Annotated in this window: 17 protein-coding genes; 12 read left to right on the plus strand and 5 right to left on the minus strand. The window is 64.2% G+C overall.

The genetic code is table 11. The features are described 5' to 3' along the window. Nucleotides 1-5: 5 nt before the first annotated feature. Genes G7044_RS15550 through G7044_RS15580 form a run of 7 tightly spaced genes read left to right on the plus strand, consistent with a single transcriptional unit; the run spans nucleotide 6 to nucleotide 5,830 of the window. A complete protein-coding gene (locus G7044_RS15550; protein ID WP_166330522.1) occupies nucleotides 6-875 on the plus strand; it encodes a hypothetical protein in 870 nt (289 codons plus the stop codon). Next, complete coding sequence (locus tag G7044_RS15555; protein WP_166330524.1) at nucleotides 872-1,135, plus strand: hypothetical protein; 264 nt, start codon at nucleotides 872-874, stop codon at nucleotides 1,133-1,135. The genes G7044_RS15550 and G7044_RS15555 overlap by 4 nt, the downstream gene beginning before the upstream one ends. Further along, complete coding sequence (locus tag G7044_RS15560) at nucleotides 1,132-2,193, plus strand: PAAR-like domain-containing protein (protein WP_166330526.1); 1,062 nt, start codon at nucleotides 1,132-1,134, stop codon at nucleotides 2,191-2,193. Before G7044_RS15555 ends, G7044_RS15560 begins: the two co-directional genes overlap by 4 nt. Nucleotides 2,194-2,211: 18 nt before the next feature. Further along, complete coding sequence (locus G7044_RS15565) at nucleotides 2,212-3,204, plus strand: type VI immunity family protein (protein ID WP_166330528.1); 993 nt, start codon at nucleotides 2,212-2,214, stop codon at nucleotides 3,202-3,204. A 3-nt stretch (nucleotides 3,205-3,207) separates the two neighbouring features. Next, nucleotides 3,208-3,777, plus strand: a complete 570-nt coding sequence (locus tag G7044_RS15570; protein ID WP_166330530.1) for a hypothetical protein — start codon at nucleotides 3,208-3,210, stop codon at nucleotides 3,775-3,777. 2 nt (nucleotides 3,778-3,779) lie between these two features. Next, the gene (locus G7044_RS15575) at nucleotides 3,780-4,802 is read left to right on the plus strand and encodes a DUF2169 family type VI secretion system accessory protein (protein ID WP_166330532.1); all 1,023 of its coding nucleotides are present in this window, start codon (nucleotides 3,780-3,782) and stop codon (nucleotides 4,800-4,802) included. Continuing rightward, a complete protein-coding gene (locus tag G7044_RS15580; protein ID WP_166330534.1) occupies nucleotides 4,799-5,830 on the plus strand; it encodes a hypothetical protein in 1,032 nt (343 codons plus the stop codon). The genes G7044_RS15575 and G7044_RS15580 overlap by 4 nt, the downstream gene beginning before the upstream one ends. A gap of 92 nt (nucleotides 5,831-5,922) precedes the next feature. Here G7044_RS15580 and G7044_RS15585 read toward each other — a convergent pair whose 3' ends face one another. Then, complete coding sequence (locus G7044_RS15585) at nucleotides 5,923-6,807, minus strand: LysR family transcriptional regulator (RefSeq protein WP_166330536.1); 885 nt, start codon at nucleotides 6,805-6,807, stop codon at nucleotides 5,923-5,925. Between the two features lie 106 nt (nucleotides 6,808-6,913). Between G7044_RS15585 and G7044_RS15590 the strand changes: the two genes are divergently transcribed. The 5 genes from G7044_RS15590 to G7044_RS15610 are packed head-to-tail and all read left to right on the plus strand — an operon-like array spanning nucleotide 6,914 to nucleotide 11,608. Continuing rightward, nucleotides 6,914-7,912: a hydroxyacid dehydrogenase gene (locus G7044_RS15590; RefSeq protein ID WP_166330538.1), complete on the plus strand. Its 999-nt coding sequence runs from the start codon at nucleotides 6,914-6,916 to the stop codon at nucleotides 7,910-7,912. A gap of 10 nt (nucleotides 7,913-7,922) precedes the next feature. Beyond that, nucleotides 7,923-8,600, plus strand: coding sequence for an RraA family protein (locus tag G7044_RS15595; RefSeq protein WP_166330540.1), 678 nt, complete (start codon nucleotides 7,923-7,925; stop codon nucleotides 8,598-8,600). Nucleotides 8,601-8,657: 57 nt separating this feature from the next. Continuing rightward, the gene (locus G7044_RS15600; RefSeq protein ID WP_166330542.1) at nucleotides 8,658-9,614 is read left to right on the plus strand and encodes a tripartite tricarboxylate transporter substrate binding protein; all 957 of its coding nucleotides are present in this window, start codon (nucleotides 8,658-8,660) and stop codon (nucleotides 9,612-9,614) included. Continuing rightward, nucleotides 9,614-10,075: a tripartite tricarboxylate transporter TctB family protein gene (locus G7044_RS15605; protein WP_166330544.1), complete on the plus strand. Its 462-nt coding sequence runs from the start codon at nucleotides 9,614-9,616 to the stop codon at nucleotides 10,073-10,075. The genes G7044_RS15600 and G7044_RS15605 overlap by 1 nt, the downstream gene beginning before the upstream one ends. A 24-nt stretch (nucleotides 10,076-10,099) precedes the next feature. Further along, nucleotides 10,100-11,608, plus strand: coding sequence for a tripartite tricarboxylate transporter permease (locus G7044_RS15610; RefSeq protein WP_166330545.1), 1,509 nt, complete (start codon nucleotides 10,100-10,102; stop codon nucleotides 11,606-11,608). A 71-nt stretch (nucleotides 11,609-11,679) separates the two neighbouring features. Here G7044_RS15610 and G7044_RS15615 read toward each other — a convergent pair whose 3' ends face one another. The 4 genes from G7044_RS15615 to G7044_RS15630 are packed head-to-tail and all read right to left on the minus strand — an operon-like array spanning nucleotide 11,680 to nucleotide 16,410. After that, entirely contained in the window at nucleotides 11,680-12,579 is a 900-nt protein-coding gene (locus G7044_RS15615; protein ID WP_166330547.1) for a sugar kinase, read from the minus strand. 2 nt (nucleotides 12,580-12,581) lie between these two features. Beyond that, entirely contained in the window at nucleotides 12,582-14,033 is a 1,452-nt protein-coding gene (locus G7044_RS15620) for a mannitol dehydrogenase family protein (protein ID WP_166330549.1), read from the minus strand. After that, nucleotides 14,030-15,238, minus strand: a complete 1,209-nt coding sequence (uxuA, locus tag G7044_RS15625) for a mannonate dehydratase (RefSeq protein ID WP_166330551.1) — start codon at nucleotides 15,236-15,238, stop codon at nucleotides 14,030-14,032. The genes G7044_RS15620 and uxuA overlap by 4 nt, the downstream gene beginning before the upstream one ends. Further along, nucleotides 15,238-16,410, minus strand: coding sequence for an alpha-hydroxy acid oxidase (locus G7044_RS15630; RefSeq protein ID WP_166330553.1), 1,173 nt, complete (start codon nucleotides 16,408-16,410; stop codon nucleotides 15,238-15,240). Before G7044_RS15630 ends, uxuA begins: the two co-directional genes overlap by 1 nt.

Here is a 16,410-nt window from a genome sequence, read left to right on the forward strand (position 1 = left end):
GCGCGATGTTCGGCGGCGCGCTTGCCGACGATGCCGCGCAGACACCGGCCGACTCGGTCCTGCCGACGATGCTGGACCAGTCTTTTGAAGAGGTCGTGTCGGGCGCGCTTGCTGATGGGCTGGATGAAATGCCGCCCTTCGACGCCCTCTGGCTGCTGATGCAAAGCGGCCAGCTGGATGCGCTGCGTCAGCCCTATATCGCTTCGTTGCTCGGCGATTATCAACTGAAGACGCGGCCCTTTGATCTGATGCTTTGGGCTTACGTCATCTTCGCGGGCGACGAGGAAGGGATAGGCCTCTACTGTCAGCGGCTTGCCGAGCAGACCGGGAAGGCCTTTCAGGATGCAGATGCCTGTCTTGCCAGCGTCGCAGATGTTTTTCTGGATCGCCGCGGGAACAAGTATCTGCCGGACGAGGTGTTTACGCCCGGCCTTCTGGATCTGCTATATCGAGCCAGATCCGACGAAAGGGCTGTTCTGATCGGAAACTTCGGCGAATTTTCCGACTTGCGGCTGCTGCAGGCGGCAATCCTGGGCGATGACGCAGTCCTGGCCGAAAACAGCGTCGTGCTGGGCAATACAATGCCATGTTCGACAGATAGCGCGCGGATCGCGTCGCTTGATGTCTTGCGCCCGCTATGCACCGCCGACCCCCAAAGCGCCGAGCTTCCCACGATAGAGGAGCTCGCACCGTATCGCCTCTTATCCGCTGTTGTGGCGCTTTGTGCTGATACCGACCGCCCCCAGTTGTGTCGTCGCGATCTGATCGCGCTTCACCAGGCCGGCATGTGCCGTGAACCGCTGCATCTCGCGCCGATGGAAGGCTATTACCAGTCGCGTTTGTTCAGAACCTGCATGGAGGATTACAAGCCATGAGCAAGATCGACACTACGCTCGGCCAGATTGACGCCGATGAGGTTGTCGCGCCGCTTTCATCGGCGGAAGTCCTTCAGCTTCGGAGGTTGCTGGCCGTCGCACACTATGACGAAGGGCGGAAAGGTTTTGTCATTGATACGGGACGCGCCAAGCTGCTGGTTCGCGATGATGGAACGGTCCGGATCGAGGGGGATAACCTGACCGTCATGACCGACGGGCTGATCACGCTGAACGGGGCGGCTATCGGGCTGAATTCATGACCATCTCGGTCAATGTTAACGGGCTGTCCCTTTGCCACAAGGGCTCGGAAGGCTTCGTTCGCTCGACCCTGCCGGATATCTGCCTGACACCGGGAAAGGGGGGGTATCCCGTTCCCTACTTGAATATTGCCTATTCGCGGGATCTGGCGAAGGGGACTGTCAGCGTTTTTGCCGATGGCGGCCATAGTTGCGCCATCAAGCCGTCCGAATTTCGTATTTCTTTCGGTGACGAGCCCGGCAAGGGCGGCGGCATCAAGTCCGGGGTGAACCAGGATCGCGCGACCTGGTTATCGTGGTCGCCCGACGTTTTCCTTGAAGGGCAACCAGCCTGCCGCCTGACAGACAAGATGTTGCTGAACAGGGGAAACACCGTGTCCATCGGGGGCGAGCAACAGCCGCCGCTGGATATGGATGACTGGCTCAAGGAGCTTTGCGAGATTGCCTGCGAATGCAAGCATGCGATCTACTTTCAGCGGTGCATGTCGCAGAAACTGCAAGAGAAATATTATACCGGCGACTATCCGGATGCGGACAGTCCGTATTGGCGTGAAGTCTCGATGCAGCGGGGTGAGGACGGTTGGGACATCATCAGAAATCGGGCAGGCGACGCGCCAACCAGCAACCCGATCACGCCGGCTGGCGGCATTCGGCCGGATGTCGTCACCACTGACGGTCGCGGGAACCCGACCCGTATCGTCGAAGTAAAATTCCCCGGCGACAGCCCGAATGCCAACCAGCTTCCGGGGGGCAAATATTCCGCCGCCGCAAACGATCTGGGGATCGACTATGACCTGATCGACGTCGCAGTTGAATGCGCCTTCTGCTGGTTCCCGCCGCCGCCCCCGCCATCGGCACCGGCGCCCGTGACCGATCCTGTGCCCGTGCCTGCGGCGGAACCGGAATCGGAAACACCCTGGGGCTGGATTATAGGGGGTGTGGTGGCAGTGGGTACGGGCATTGCCATCACCGCCTGCATTATTGCAGAGCCTTGCGGCGCTGCCGCCGCTGCGGCTGCTGCCGCGCTTGGCGGCGGTGCGGTATTGGCAACCTCGGGCTGAGAGTGAAAGAGCGATAAGATGGATCAGAAGACGGACTACGAGCGGCTGGACGGCCTGATCATAAAGGACGGCAACAGCGGAACCCCGATCCTGCGCGTCGGCGTCCAGGCCCAGCTTTTCGTGCGGAACGGGTTTGACAGCGCAGCGCGCGCCGCAAGCGTCGAGGCATTGGCCGCTTATGCCCGTCTGGCTGGGGACAAGGTGACGCGGCTGCTGCCATCGGGTGCCAAGCGCATGCAGGCGATCGGCGGGGCTGACTTTCCGCACAGACAGCGCGAGGACGCCGCCAAATCCGCGCCCGACGACGTGTTCGGGATCACCATCACCGACGATGAGGCACCGCCTCGCTGGCGGGCAACGGCGCAGATGATCGGCAATTATGCACCTGATTGGCCGTCTTATTTCTATACCGCTGTCCCGCCCTCGTTCATGAAGTCGGATCCGGATCGCTATGTTCGGGCGGTTGTCGAATGGGCGTCACTCCTCCGGCCGGATTATGGAACAGCCGGCTTCGCGCTGGTCCTGGAGGCCGGGATGGAATTCCAGTACCCGAAGGAAACCTGGCCCTTCCACGCGCGCTTTTCCGGGCTGGACATGCTTGGGGCATTCAATTTCAAGATCGGACCCGGCAAGATCCAGACGGTGAACTGGCTGACCGTCCTTAGCGACAAGGTCCTGGCAGAGATCGGCGGTCGTGCAGAACTGACCGAGCGTCTGAAAGAGGCGTGGTCAATTCATTTCGGCGCGGCCCCCGGCGACAGCCTGCCGCCCGAATTCAGCCTGCATGATTATGACGGCGGAACAGTGCTGCGCGCGGGGCAATATCCGCAGATGGGCGACGTCAATATCGGCGGGCCGCCGGAAACCTATCTGGTCGCAAATGATGCGCTTCGTTCCGTCCGTTTCATGAAGTACGAACAGCGTCCCGGCGACCTGATACGCGTTCCGGCGCCGCTGGATCGGTACGAGACGACGCTGGAATGGATCACGCGGTTTGATGCGAGGTCCTGACGAATGTCCGAACCTGCCTCGCTGTATCTGACCTGCCCTATCCCGCGCGAAAGTCTGGCGGTGGCGCTGACCCAACCCGCCCCACAGGCAGGGATGTGGCACGACTGGGAGCGGATCGGATGGGAACTTTCCCCGTTGGATCATGAGGCGTTGGCGCGTCTTACCGGGCGGAACCTCGGCGATTTCCTGCGCGAATTGCGCAATACGGCAGAATCGCCGGCGGACTGGCTGTTTCGTTACGATAACGGCTACGGCCGGCTGGAACTCGGGCAGGTGCTTTGTACCGACCAGCCGCGAAGCATTCTGGTCATCCTCGCCTATCTTCGCCGACTTGGTAGCTTCGTGAGCGGTCCGGGCTTCGCGGTTTTGCAGGATACGGTCTTTGGCAACCCCTCCCCCTTGCCAGCGCTTCGATTTGACCATGGCAACACCGAGCTGGTGCCGGGAACGGCCGTCCGACCCGAATGGTCTGCCGCCGTCGCCCCCGCCCTGTCGGAGGTCCGCGCGGCCGTTATCGCGGGCGCGGACCGTCCCGTCCACGATGACCTCGACACCCTGACAGCGGAGCCCTGACTTTGTGGCAGGTCGCGAATAGGACACCTTTTCAGGCCGGTGGCACGTTCATCCGGGATGCCCACGGGCATGAGCATTGGTGCGTCGCGATCCGCGCGACATTCACCGCCGATGCCGCGGGGCGGGTGCATATCGCGCAAGAGCAGATGCCGGTAAATTTCGTGGCCCGCTATGGTGGAAGCGAAAATGAGGTGCTGCTGGCAGAGGATGACTTTGTCCCATTCGCACCGGCGGGCGACATCCTGCTTCACGGTGAATTGCAGCCAGCGGTGTCCGATGACCGTCCAACGCCGCTGACGTTCAAGGTCGGCGCCGTCAGCAAACAGGCAATCTTGCACCCGCCACGCCGTGCCCGTCTTGTCGGGCGGAAATGGAAGCTTTCGGACCAGGGCCGGCACGACCGCCTGTCCCTTGGCTGGCAAAGCAGTTTCGGCGGCAGCCTGCCACAGCCCCTTGATGATGGCCCACCGGAAAATCCGCTTGGCTATGGTGAATGGCTGCGCGCGCCGCATCAGTTCAGCCCGAATACGGAAACGATCCTGCCAAGGATCGAAGCCGTGGGCTGTGACTGCATGCGTGACCCGCAACAAAGCCGTGTTCTTGGATTTGGCCCGATCCCGCGCTGGTGGCGCCCAAGGCTGCAACTTGCGGGGACCTTCGACGATGCCTGGCGACGCGCCCGCTCTCCGCTGATGCCCGTGGATCACGATCCGCGCTTTGCATGCGCGGCACCGGCAGATCAGTGGTCAGAGAAGTACCTGAAAGGCGGAGAGCCAGTTTTTCTGGATGGCTTCACCGGCGCGGTGCCCTGGCAGTTCCGTCTGCCGCAGGCGCTATTTCAGGTCGAGACGAAGATGCGGACCGGTACCGTTCCAAGCAAAGCCCATATTGCCCGGCTTGATCTGTTTCCTGCCGAGTCCCGGTTTTCGGTTCTGTGGCTTTCCACCTTGCCCTGCGACGGGCGCGATCACGAAATCCAGGTAACCCGTGTTGCGCTGCGCCAGCTAGCCGGAGTTGAAAGGTGACCAGGCAGACACCCAGGGCAGTCGCTATTCTGGCCTATGGCATGATGACGCCCGCGACGGGTGGGCGCGACGAACAGGTCAGCGCGCTGCTTGCCGGGCGGCCGCTGTTCCGGCGCCATCCGCGCTGGGTCGGGGTGGACGGGATGCGTCAGGTGATGAGCTATGTCGCCGCGATTGGCGATAACGGCAGCTTCCCCGACCGGCTGGCCCATTTGTTGCAGCGCGCTTATCACGATTGCCGCGCAAACCAGTTGGAGCGCTTCGGCCGGATATATCATGCGCCCATGATTCTGGCGCTGCCCGAGATCCTGCAAACAGCCGGATTGTACGAAACTTTCCGTGCCGTAGCGGCCGGGTTGGACTTTGACGGAGTGACGCAGCTTCACCTTGTCTTCGGCGATGATTGCGGCGCGATGCGCGGGCTTGCGCAGGCATTTCAGGTGATCGAGGGCAGTCCGCAGCCATTGGTCTATCTTGCGGCTGCTGACAGTCTGGTCACGCCCTTTATGATGGATCTGCGCAGCACGACCGGGCTGGCGCGTTCATCCCAGCACCCTTGGAACCCGATCCCTTCAGAGGCTGCCATTTGCACGCTTTTGGGCAGCGCCGATAACACCCCCTCGGCCGTCCTGTTCCCGCCAAGCCAGACAGTTGAGTCGCAGAACTGGCGCGACCCGGGCCGTGGTCTGCTGGGCGGGGGGTTGCGCGCCGCAATCGAGGATCAGCTTTCTGGTCACGAGCGCCCGTTGCATGCCTTCAGCGATGCGCATGCTGAACGTTGGCGGGCCGAAGAACTCGGGGTCATCCGATCAGAGCTTACCGCGCTGCTGCCCGATGAAAGTGGCTGGCACTTTATCTCGCAGGCTGTCGGGGATCTGGGCGCAGCTGGGCCTTTGACTGCGGCAATCGCAGCCGCAAGCTTGCCGGGCCATTCGTTGATACTCAGCAGCAGCCGCACCGGTAGCCGGTCGGCAATGCTGGTGAACGGGAACCCCTTGCCCACGCTGGACGGCCAATCACCTCGCTAGACTGGGCACAGCTTGACTGGGTGTCGTCACTGCTGTTCGCGGGCGTGACGGGCCATGTGGGCTCGCCCTCGGTCGTGTACGCACAACGCAAGTCAATGCGCGTGTACGCCATACACGCCGCTGACATCCGCCAGTTGTTCATGCAGTTCATCGATCAGCTGCGCGCGCGGACCCTCGGGGCGCTTCAACAGGCCGATCTGACGAAAGACCGGCGGTTCCCCGAATGGAAGCCGCAGCAGGTCCACCTTGCCCTCGATAGCGGCGAAATGAGGGACAATCGAAACGCCAAGCCCATTCGCCACACAAGCGGTCACGGCCGCGACGGTATCCATTTCGGCAATATCGTTCAAAGTCAGGTTCATGCGGCCTAACTCTGCTTCGATCATCAGCGCCAGCGGAACATTGCTGCGGAAGCGCACGAAGGGATGCGACTCCAGCAGTGTTGCCGCATCCGTCATCGGCGTTCCGGGCGGCGCAATGATGTAAAGCGGCTCGCGGATGAAGGGCTGCCAGTTCAGCTCTCGCAGGGAGACGCTGTTGTCGGCGATGATCGCGGCATCCAGCCGCCCGGCCGCCACGTCCTGCACGAGATCCGCGGAATTGCCGACCCGAAGCTTGACCTTCAGCCCCGGATGCAAGGCGACCATGCGCGAGATCGCCTTGGGCAGCAGCGCGATTGCGCTTGAACGGACAGAGCCGATCGCAAATGTTCCGACGACGCGCTTGCCCGAGATCGCATCAAGTGCGTTCTCGGTCGCCCGAACCAGCTCGCGTGCTGCCTCGACCATCTGGTGGCCGGCAGTGGTCAGCGTTGGCGGGCGGTTGTCGCGGTTGAAAAGGCTGGCGCGCACCTCGCTTTCAAGCGCCTGAATTTGCTGACTTACCGCCGAAGGCGTCAGCGCCACCTTATCGGCGGCGCGCGCGAAGCTGCCGGTTTCCACGATGGCAAGCAGCGTCCTGAGCTGTCTGGTATCCATTATGTCCAGTTTTGCTTAATTTATGAAATAGAATTACGCGCTTTCATTCAGCGTAGCAACTTTTATGAACGTGGGGAGGGTTCTGAGATCGTCAGAAGGTGGGGAGATGACCAAGAATATTCTGATCACGGGGCCAAGCCTTGCGCCCGAGGCGGACGCGGTCCTGAAAGCTGCCGGCTATGCGCCCGTCTATCTGCCCCCCTATACCGAGGGGGAGGGGCTGCTGAACATCGTCCGTGACACGCAACCGGCGGGAATCCTGGTTCGGATGGGCCGTGTGGACGATGCCATTTTCGCCGCGGCGCCGGATCTGCGGGTAATCTCGAAACACGGGGTTGGCGTCGACAATATCGACGTCGATGCCGCGACCCGGCGCAATATCCCGGTTGTGGTCGCCTCGGGTGCCAATTCCGTCTCGGTCGCTGAACACGCCTTTGCGTTGTTGCTTGCCGTTGCCAAGAAAATCGTGCCGCTGGATCGCGGAATGCGTGAAGGCCGTTGGGAAAAGCCGGGCTTTCAGGGGCGCGAACTGGCGGGATCGACCATCGGTCTGGTGGCCTTTGGCGCGATTGCGCGCCAGACCGCGCGATATGCCAAGGCATTCGGTATGCAGGTGATCGCCTATGATCCCTTTTGCGACGACGAGGTTTTCCTTCAGGAGGGCGTGACGCGGGCGAGTGACCTTCAGGCGCTGCTGCGCGACAGCGATATTGTCAGCCTGCACAGCCCGCTGACGCCGCAAACGCGCCATATCATCAACGCCGATAGCCTTGCGATGATGAAGCCCAATGCGATCATCATCAACACGGCGCGCGGCGGCCTGATCGACGAAGCGGCATTGCTGGATGCGCTGCAATCCGGGCGGATCGCGGGGGCCGGGCTGGACAGCTTTGCCAAAGAGCCCACTGGCTCCGATCATCCCTTCTGGGCCGAGCCGCGACTGGTGGTAACGCCCCATATCGGCGGGGTCACCACGGCCGCGAACCTGCGCGTCGGTGTCGATGCCGCGCAAGCCATTGTGGACGTGCTGGGCGGTGTCGACCTGCCCAAGTCCCGCATCATCAACCACAAGAACCTGTCCGCCGCCGCGCCGGCCGCAAGCTGAGGAGCTTTCAATGCCAATCGGGTTTCGCATCCTTGAACGCAAGCGCTCGGCCCCGGCCGACATTGTGGCCAAATACGCAAAGCTGCCGGTCGCGAATGTCAGCGACAGCATGGCGCGGCTGACGGCAGGCGGTGATCGCTTGCGCAAGATGCACCGCGACGGATCGCTGGCGGGGCCGGCATTGACGGTCAAGGCCCGTCCGGGCGACAACCTGATGCTGCACAAGGCCATCGACATGGCCCAGCCCGGCGACGTGATCGTCTGCGACGCGGGCGGCGACGTGACCAACTCGCTGATGGGCGAGCTGATGCTGGCCTATGCGATCAAGCGCGGCGTTGCGGGTTTCATCCTGAACGGCGCGATCCGCGACGTCGATAACTTCGTCAGCACCAACCTACCGGTCTGGGCTGCGGGCGTGACTCATCGTGGCCCCTACAAGGACGGCCCCGGCGAGATCAATGTCCCCATTGCCATTGACGGCATGGTGATCGAGCCGGGCGACCTGATCGTCGCCGACAGCGACGGCGTGCTGTGCGTTCCCTTCGACCAGCTTGATGACGTCTATGACAAAACCGTCGCCAAGCAGGACGCCGAGACCCGCCAGATGGCGGCGATCGAGGCGGGGACGAATGATCGTGCATGGGTCGATGCGGCGCTGCGCCGTCTCGGCTGCGAATTTCCGGGCTGAGGCCGGATTGAACGGCAGGCGGTGAGGAGCCGTCCCGCCAATAAATGGGAGGAAGACATGAAAACCATCTATGCACTGCCGCTGGCAGCCGCGATTTCGACCCTCGGCGCCACTGCGGCGCTTGCCGATTGGCCGACGGATCGCCCGATTGAAATGATCGTGGCTTTCGCGCCCGGCGGTGGCACCGATATCATGCTGCGCACGCTCGCGCCCTATATCGAGGCCGACCTTGCGACCCAGATCCCGGTGCTGAATCGCCCTGGTGCCTCGGGCGAGATCGCCTATACCGCGCTGGCGCAAGCCAAGCCCGACGGCTATACCATCTCGTCGCTGAACACGCCCGGCTTTCTGACCATGCGCATCGACCGCGAACTGCGCTTTGATCCCGCAGCAATCTGCCCGATTGCCCGTATTGTCGAGGATCCGGGCATGTTCGTCGTTCAGGAAGGCTCGCCCTATAACACGCTTGAAGAACTGGTGTCCTTCGCCAAGGAAAACCCCGGCGCGGTGTCCATCGGCACAACTGGCGTGGGCACGGACGAGCATCTGGCCATGCTGCAGCTGGAAGAATCGGCCGGCGTCGATATGACGGCCGTCCCCTTCGGTGGCGCGAATGAGGCCAAGACCGCGCTTCTGGGTGGGCATGTCACCGTGATCGGTCTGAATGTCGGCGAATATGCAGGCTCTGAGCCCGGCCAGATCAAGGGGCTGGCACAGTTCACCGAAGAACGCTCTATCCTGGCGCCCGACCTGCCGACCGCGAAGGAGCAGGGCTTTGACGTGCTGATGTCGTCGGAACGCGGCATCGCCGCACCATGCGCCGTCCCCGAAGAGGTTCGTGCGCGGCTGGCCGAGGCGGTCGACAAGGCCGTGGCCAACCCCGAATTCCAGGAAAAGGCCAAGCAGCAGGGCCTCGCGCTGTCCTATCAGTCGGGTGCCGATTGGGCCGCCGCCATGCCAGAGCGCCTCGCCCGGTATGAGGAGATCATCAAGATGGTCAAGGAAGGTCAGTGATGGCCGGGCCAGCAGCATCAGGCAAAGGCGACCGTCCCGACCTGTTGACGGCGGCGATATTCGTGGGTTTCGGCGTGATTGGCCTGTGGCAGACGCGGGTGCTGGATGGCGGAACGCTGGCGCAGATGGGGCCGGGCTATCTGCCCCGTGTCGTCTGCGGGCTGCTGATCCTGCTGGGTCTGGTGATCGGCATCGCGGCCATGCGCCGCGATGCCGCCCCAATAGAGCCGATCAAGCTGCGCCCGCTGCTTGTCATCACCCTGTCCATCGTGGGCTTTGCCTTTGCGGTTACCCATCTGGGTTTCGTGATCGCTTCGATGTTCCTGATCTTGGCAGGCTCTCTGGCCGATCCGGGCAGCAACTGGCGCACGACGCTTTTGCTGGCGGCAGGGCTGACCGCCTTCGGGGCCATTGTCTTCGTCTACGGGCTGGGCGTGCAAGTGCCGCTTTGGCCGCAGTGATCATCCGCGCCGGGGGAGGGCGACATGGATTTCATCAACCTACTCATGCTCGGATTTGGTGAGGCGATCACGCCGGCCAATCTCAGCTTCTGCCTTCTGGGCGCATTGCTGGGCACGCTGATCGGGGTGCTTCCGGGCATCGGGCCGACGGCGACCATCGCGGTGCTGCTGCCGATCACCTTCTTCCTGCCGCCGCTGGCCGGCATCATCATGCTGGCCGGGATCTATTACGGCGCGCAATATGGCGGCTCGACTACCGCCATCCTTGTGAACCTGCCGGGCGAGGCCTCCGCCGTGGTCACCACTCTGGACGGCTATCAGATGGCGCGGCAAGGTCGGGCGGGGGCGGCGCTTGCAGTGGCGGCGCTGGGGTCGTTCTTCGCGGGCACCGTCGCAACCTTCGCAATCGCCATTGCCGGGCCGATGCTGTCGCAATTCGCGCTGTCCTTCGGGCCGGCCGAATATGTCGCACTGATGCTGTTCGGCCTGCTGGCCGCGACCATCCTGGCCAGCGGGCCGGTGCTGAAGGCCATCGGCATGATCCTGATCGGGCTTTTGCTGGGCATGGTCGGCACCGATCAGGCCACCGGCGCCGAACGCCTGACCTTCGGCGCGGTCGAACTGTTCGACGGCATCGACTTTATCGTCATCGCCATCGGCTTGTTCGGCTTTTCGGAAATCATCACCAATCTGGAACGCAGCGGCTCGGCCGGTGTGACCGTCGCGCCGCTGACCCGTCTGTGGCCCACGCGCGAGGACTTCCGCCAGTCATGGGCCGCAGTGCTGCGCGGAACCGGTCTGGGCACGATGCTGGGCCTGTTGCCCGGCGGCGGTGCCACGCTGGCATCCTTCAGCGCCTATTCGCTGGAAAAGAAGGTCTCAAAAAACCCGCAGAAATTCGGGACCGGCGTCGTCGAAGGGGTGGCCGCGCCCGAGGCCGCGAACAACGCCGCCGCACAATCCTCGTTCATTCCGCTGCTGACGCTGGGGATCCCGTCCAACAACATGATGGCGATGATGCTGTCGGCCTTCATGATCCATGGCATCACCCCCGGCCCCTCGGTGCTGACCAATCAGCCGGAAATCTTCTGGGGGCTGGTCGCGAGCATGTGGATCGGCAACCTGCTGCTGGTCGTCATCAACCTGCCGATGATCGGGCTTTGGGTGCGCCTGCTGACGGTCCCTTACCGGCTGCTGTACCCGGCAATCCTGCTGTTCTGCTGCATCGGCGTCTACAGCATGAATAACCGCATCTTCGACGTGGTTCTGGCCGCCGGCTTCGGTCTGCTGGGTTACGTCTTCCGCAAGGCCAATTGCGAACCGGGGCCGCTGCTGCTGGGCTTTGTCCTTGGCCCGCTGCTAGAGGCCAACCTGCGCCGCACCCTGCTGATTACCCAGGGCGATCCCGGCATCTTCGTCGAACGCCCGATCAGCCTTGTCATGCTGATCGCAACGGTTGCGCTGCTGGCGCTGATGATTTTCCCCGCCTTCCGCAAGAAGCGTGAGGAGGCATTCCAGGAAGAAGAAGCCTGAGCGCGATCAGGCAGCCAATCTTCCTGCGGACCTGCCCGGCAATGCCGGGCGGGTTTCGTTTTTTGAACGGCTCAGCGGACCAAGGCACCGTGCTGGCTGATGACGCGCAGGCTGACCTCATGCGCCTTGCGGATCGCGCCGGCAACATCATCGCCCGCGATCCGGGCCGCCAGATAGCCGGCATTGAAGCTGTCCCCGGCCGAGGTCGTGTCGACCGGCACCGCCAGCGCCAGCCCGTCGACCAGGCCCGCGCCCTCGGCGCCGCCATAATGGATCGCCTTGCCGCCGGCCTTGACCACCACCTGTCCTGAACCGCAGCCGAGATAGCGGGCAATCGTCGCCTGTGGGTCGGCATCGCCGAAAAAGGCGGCCTCGTCGTCGAAGCTGGGCAGGATCAGGTCCGATATGGCGGCAGCGGCCTCGACCGCATCGCACATGGCCGCGTTTGAGGACCATAGCCTCGGGCGCAGGTTCGGATCGAACACGACCTGTGTGCCGGCCCGGCGCGCCGTTTGCAGTGCCGCCAGCAGGGCGGCGCGCCCGGCCTCTGGCAGGATGCCAAGGGTGATGCCGGAAAAATAGGCGATGCCGACCCCTTGCAGGGCCTGCGCCAGCGCTTCGGGATCATCGGCCAGCCCCTTCGCGGCGGAAGTGTCGCGCCAATAGGTGAAGCTGCGCTCACCATCCTTCAGCGAGATGGCGTAAAGCGCGATCTCGCGCTGGGGGTCGCGGCCGATATGGGCGGTGTCGATGCCTTCCGCGTTCAGGAAGTCGATCATCTTCTGCGAGAACTCGCCCAGGCCCACCCGGCTGAAATAGGCGACCTGCCAATCTAGCGGCAGCTGGCGGCGCAGATACCAGGCGGTGTTCAGCGTATCCCCGGCGATCCCCAGCCGCCACAGCTCTGGCTGGCCTGCGGTGGAAAGTTCGACCATCGCCTCGCCGATGGAAAGGATGCTGGTTGCGGTCATCGTCAGTCCCCGGATGTGATTGCCCGCCTGATACCGTCCCTGAAGATGGTTGTCAGCGCCCGAGTGACCGCGCCGGTGAAGATCTGGCTTTCCACAAGTGCTGCCGGGGCCAGACCGGGCAGCGACAGGACCGCAATCGGCAGGCGGGCCGCGTCCATCCCGGCGTCGTGCAGCCGCGCCATCAGCGCATCCGCGCGTGGGTCGTCGGGGCGGGTGCCGGCCTGCTGCATGCGGCAGAGCCAGGCCAGCCAGATGGCGGTGGCAAGCGCAAAGCGCCGCGCATCGCCACCCGTCGACAGCAGCTCTGCCGCCGGGGCGAACCAGCGCTGAGGCAGCTTCTCGGTCCCGTCCATGGCGATCTGCAGCGTCCTGTGCGCGATGCCGGGATTGGCAAAGCGTGCCATCAGCGCGCGGCCATAGCTGTCGCTGTCCAGCCCGGCACCGCGCGGAAGCGTCGCGGCGGCCGCCGCCATATGGCGGCGCACCAGCGCCGAGAGGTCGGCATCGCCGACTGCGTCGCGCACCAGTTCCAACCCCATCAGCTGGCCGGCATAAGCCATCAGTGAATGGCTGCCGTTCAGCATTCGCAGCTTCATCGCCTCATACGGGCCGACATCGCGGACGAATTCGGCCCCGCCGGCTTCCCATGCCGGACGGCCCTGCGGGAAATGATCCTCAATCACCCATTGGCGAAAGGGCTCTGTCTCGACGCCGGCGGGATCGTGGCGGCCGGTCAGGGCCTCGATGTCCGCAAGCGTACGGTCGGTGGTGGCGGGGGTGATCCGGTCGACCATGGTGGCGGGGAAGGCGACCTCTGCCTCGATCCAGCGGGCCAGATCGGGGTCGGTGCGGCGCGCGAAACCCATCACGCCCGCCCCCAGCAGGGGGCCGTTATCGGGCAGGTTGTCGCAAGACAGCACGGTGAAGGGCGCGACGCCTGCCGCACGCCGCGCGGACAACGCGGTCACGATCAGGCCCAGCAGTCCCTGCGGCGCCTGCGGCTGGCTCAGGTCGCGCGCAACAGCGGGGTGCGCTTCGTCGATGTCCATTGCTGCCCGGTCGATGCCATAGGCCTTTTCGGACAGGCTCAGCGACAGGATGCGGATCGCCGGATCGGTCGCCGCGCGCAGGATGGCGGCGGGATCGCCGCCGATGGCCGGGCCATGCGCGCCGATGATGCGGGCGCGGTCGGTTTCGCCCCGTTCCAGCACGGTGAACAGGCCGTTCTGCGCGTTCAGCGCATCGGGAATGTCATGGCTGCGCAGGTTGGCGCCCATAATGCGCCAATCGCCGCCCGCGGCGGCAAGCGCATCGTCGGTATAGACCGCCTGATGGGCGCGGTGAAACGCGCCCAGACCCAGATGCAGGATGCCGATGCCATGCGCCGCCCGGTCATAGGACGGGACGGCGACGCCCGCGGGCAGGCCGGCCAGATCGCTCAGGCGCGGGCTCATGCGGAAACAGAGTGGTTAAGCGCGGTCTCGACCCCGCGCAGTTCCGCAAGCCCCTTCAGCCGGCCGATGGCGGGATAGCCGGGCTGGCCGCCGCGTCCGATATCGTCAAGGATGTCCTGCCCGTGATCGGGGCGCATCGGGATCGCGGCATCGGCGCGCCCGGCGTCGCGGCGGCGCGCTTCCTCGCGCAGCACGGCAGCGACAAGCGCCACCATGTCGGTCTGCCCGCCCAGATGTTCATCCTCGAAGAAGGAACCGCGGATCGCGTCGCCTTCGCGCCGGACATTGCGCAGATGCAGGAAATGCACGCGATCACCCAGCCGGTCCATCATCCCCGGCAGATCGTTATCGGGCCGCGCCCCAAGCGAGCCGGAGCAGAGCGTGATCCCGTTCGCGGCCAGATCGACGGCGGCGCTGCGTTCGGCGAAATCGGCCTCGGTCGACATGATCCGGGGCAGGCCCAGAAGGCCGAAAGGCGGGTCGTCGGGGTGGCAGCACAGCCGCATACCGATTTCCTGCGCGACCGGGGCGACCTGTTCCAGAAAGTCGTGGAAATGCCGCCGCAAGACGGCGTCCGTCACCGGCGCATAGCTTTCCAGCAGCGCGCGCACATCTTCCATCGAGAAACGCTCGGCCGCGCCCGGCAGGCCGAAGACGACATTGCCGGCAAGCTGTTCCTTGCGGGCGTCGTCCATGGCGGCGAAGCGGCGGGCGGCCTCGTCGCGGATATCTTCGGGGAAATCCTCGGCTGCGCCCTTGCGGTTCAGGATGTGAATGTCGAAGGCGGCGAAATCGGTGAAGTCGAAGCGCATGCAGGTGGCCCCGTTCGGTCGCCTCCACGCCAGATCGGTGCGGGTCCAGTCCAGCACCGGCATGAAATTGTAACAGATCACCTCGATCCCGGCCGCGCGCAGGTTGCGCATCGAGGCGATCCAGTTGTCGATATGGGCGCGCCAGTCGCCGGTCTGGGTCTTGATCGCCTCGCTGACCGGCAGGCTTTCGACGACCTCCCATTTCAGGCCCGAGGGCGCGCCGTCCTTCATTGCCGCGATCACGGCCTGCCGTTTGGCGATTTCCTCGGGCGACCAGACGGTGCCGGTGGGGATGTGGTGCAGGGCGGTGACGACGCCCTGAACGCCCGCCTGCATCATGTCGTCGATGGAAACCCGGTCATTGGGGCCGAACCAGCGCCATGTATGTCGCATCAATCGCTTCCTTGTTGTTGCGCCGCCGCGCGGTCATCCGACCACAGGCAGTCCGGCCCGAAATCGCCGATATTGTTGACGCCACACAGCGCCATGGTGATGTCCATCTCGCGCCGGATGATCTCCAGCGCGGTCGCGACACCCTGTTGCCCCATCGCCCCCAACCCATAGGTGAAGGCGCGACCGATAAAGACGCCATTCGCCCCGCGCGCCATGGCCTTCAGTGCTGCCTGCCCGGACTGGATGCCGCCGTCGAGGTAAAGCGGATAATCCGGCCCGACCGCGCGCCGGATCGCAGGCAGCGCCCGGATGGTCGAGGGCGCGCCGTCCAGCTGCCGGCCGCCATGGTTCGACACAAGGATCGCCTGCGCGCCCGTATCCAGCGCCCGGCGCGCGTCCTCGGGGTCGTTGATACCCTTGAGGATCACCGGGCCGCCCCATTTGCGGATGATGTCTTCGACCCGCGCCCAGTCCAGCCGCTGATCGAACTGACGCCCGGTCCATTCCATCAGGTCGCCCATATTGGTGACCCCGCGGGCATGGCCGATGATATTGGCAAAACCGCGCCGCTTCGTGCCCAGCATCCCAAGCGCCCAACGCGGATGCAGGGCGATGTTCAGCAGATTGGCCGGGGTCAGCCGCGGCGGGGCGGTCATGCGGTTCTTCAGGTCCTTGTGGCGCTGCCCCTGAATGGTCAGGTCCAGCGTCAGGACCAGCACGGTGACGCCCGCACGCCGCGCCCGGTCGAGGATATTGTCCAGAAACTCCTCGTCCCGCAGCGTATAAAGCTGGAACCAGAACGGCGCGCCGGTGGCCTCGGCGATATCTTCCAGCGAGCAGATGGACATGGTGGACAGGGTAAATGGCACGCCCGCCGCCTTTGCCGCCCGCGCGGCATGGATTTCGCCGTCCGGGTGTTGCATTCCCAAAAGCCCAACCGGCGCCAGCGCCACCGGCATGGATACCGGCTGCCCCATCATGGTGGTGGCAAGGCTGCGATCCTGAATATTGCGGGCGACGCGCTGGCGCAGCAGGATCCGGTCGAAATCGTCGCGATTGGCGCGATAGGTGCTGCCGGTCCATGCGCCGACATCGACATAGTCATAGAACATGCGCGGAACGCGGCGTTGATGCAGCCGGCGCAGGTCCTCGATTTCGGTGATGACCGCCAT

Origin of the sequence: Paracoccus xiamenensis, from assembly GCF_011308835.1 — a bacterium.
GTDB classification, from domain to species: Bacteria; Pseudomonadota; Alphaproteobacteria; order Rhodobacterales; family Rhodobacteraceae; genus Paracoccus; species Paracoccus xiamenensis.

What these genes read in the sequence shown, in the direction of transcription:
- G7044_RS15550 (WP_166330522.1), top strand. Translation starts at nt 6, where the DNA reads ATGTTCGGCGGCGCGCTTGCCGACGATGCCGCGCAGACACCGGCCGAC.
- G7044_RS15555 (WP_166330524.1), top strand. Translation starts at nt 872, where the DNA reads ATGAGCAAGATCGACACTACGCTCGGCCAGATTGACGCCGATGAGGTT.
- G7044_RS15560 (WP_166330526.1), top strand. Translation starts at nt 1,132, where the DNA reads ATGACCATCTCGGTCAATGTTAACGGGCTGTCCCTTTGCCACAAGGGC.
- G7044_RS15565 (WP_166330528.1), top strand. Translation starts at nt 2,212, where the DNA reads ATGGATCAGAAGACGGACTACGAGCGGCTGGACGGCCTGATCATAAAG.
- G7044_RS15570 (WP_166330530.1), top strand. Translation starts at nt 3,208, where the DNA reads ATGTCCGAACCTGCCTCGCTGTATCTGACCTGCCCTATCCCGCGCGAA.
- G7044_RS15585 (WP_166330536.1), bottom strand. Translation starts at nt 6,807, where the DNA reads ATGGATACCAGACAGCTCAGGACGCTGCTTGCCATCGTGGAAACCGGC.
- G7044_RS15590 (WP_166330538.1), top strand. Translation starts at nt 6,914, where the DNA reads ATGACCAAGAATATTCTGATCACGGGGCCAAGCCTTGCGCCCGAGGCG.
- G7044_RS15595 (WP_166330540.1), top strand. Translation starts at nt 7,923, where the DNA reads ATGCCAATCGGGTTTCGCATCCTTGAACGCAAGCGCTCGGCCCCGGCC.
- G7044_RS15600 (WP_166330542.1), top strand. Translation starts at nt 8,658, where the DNA reads ATGAAAACCATCTATGCACTGCCGCTGGCAGCCGCGATTTCGACCCTC.
- G7044_RS15605 (WP_166330544.1), top strand. Translation starts at nt 9,614, where the DNA reads ATGGCCGGGCCAGCAGCATCAGGCAAAGGCGACCGTCCCGACCTGTTG.
- G7044_RS15610 (WP_166330545.1), top strand. Translation starts at nt 10,100, where the DNA reads ATGGATTTCATCAACCTACTCATGCTCGGATTTGGTGAGGCGATCACG.
- G7044_RS15615 (WP_166330547.1), bottom strand. Translation starts at nt 12,579, where the DNA reads ATGACCGCAACCAGCATCCTTTCCATCGGCGAGGCGATGGTCGAACTT.
- G7044_RS15620 (WP_166330549.1), bottom strand. Translation starts at nt 14,033, where the DNA reads ATGAGCCCGCGCCTGAGCGATCTGGCCGGCCTGCCCGCGGGCGTCGCC.
- uxuA (WP_166330551.1), bottom strand. Translation starts at nt 15,238, where the DNA reads ATGCGACATACATGGCGCTGGTTCGGCCCCAATGACCGGGTTTCCATC.
- G7044_RS15630 (WP_166330553.1), bottom strand. Translation starts at nt 16,410, where the DNA reads ATGGCGGTCATCACCGAAATCGAGGACCTGCGCCGGCTGCATCAACGC.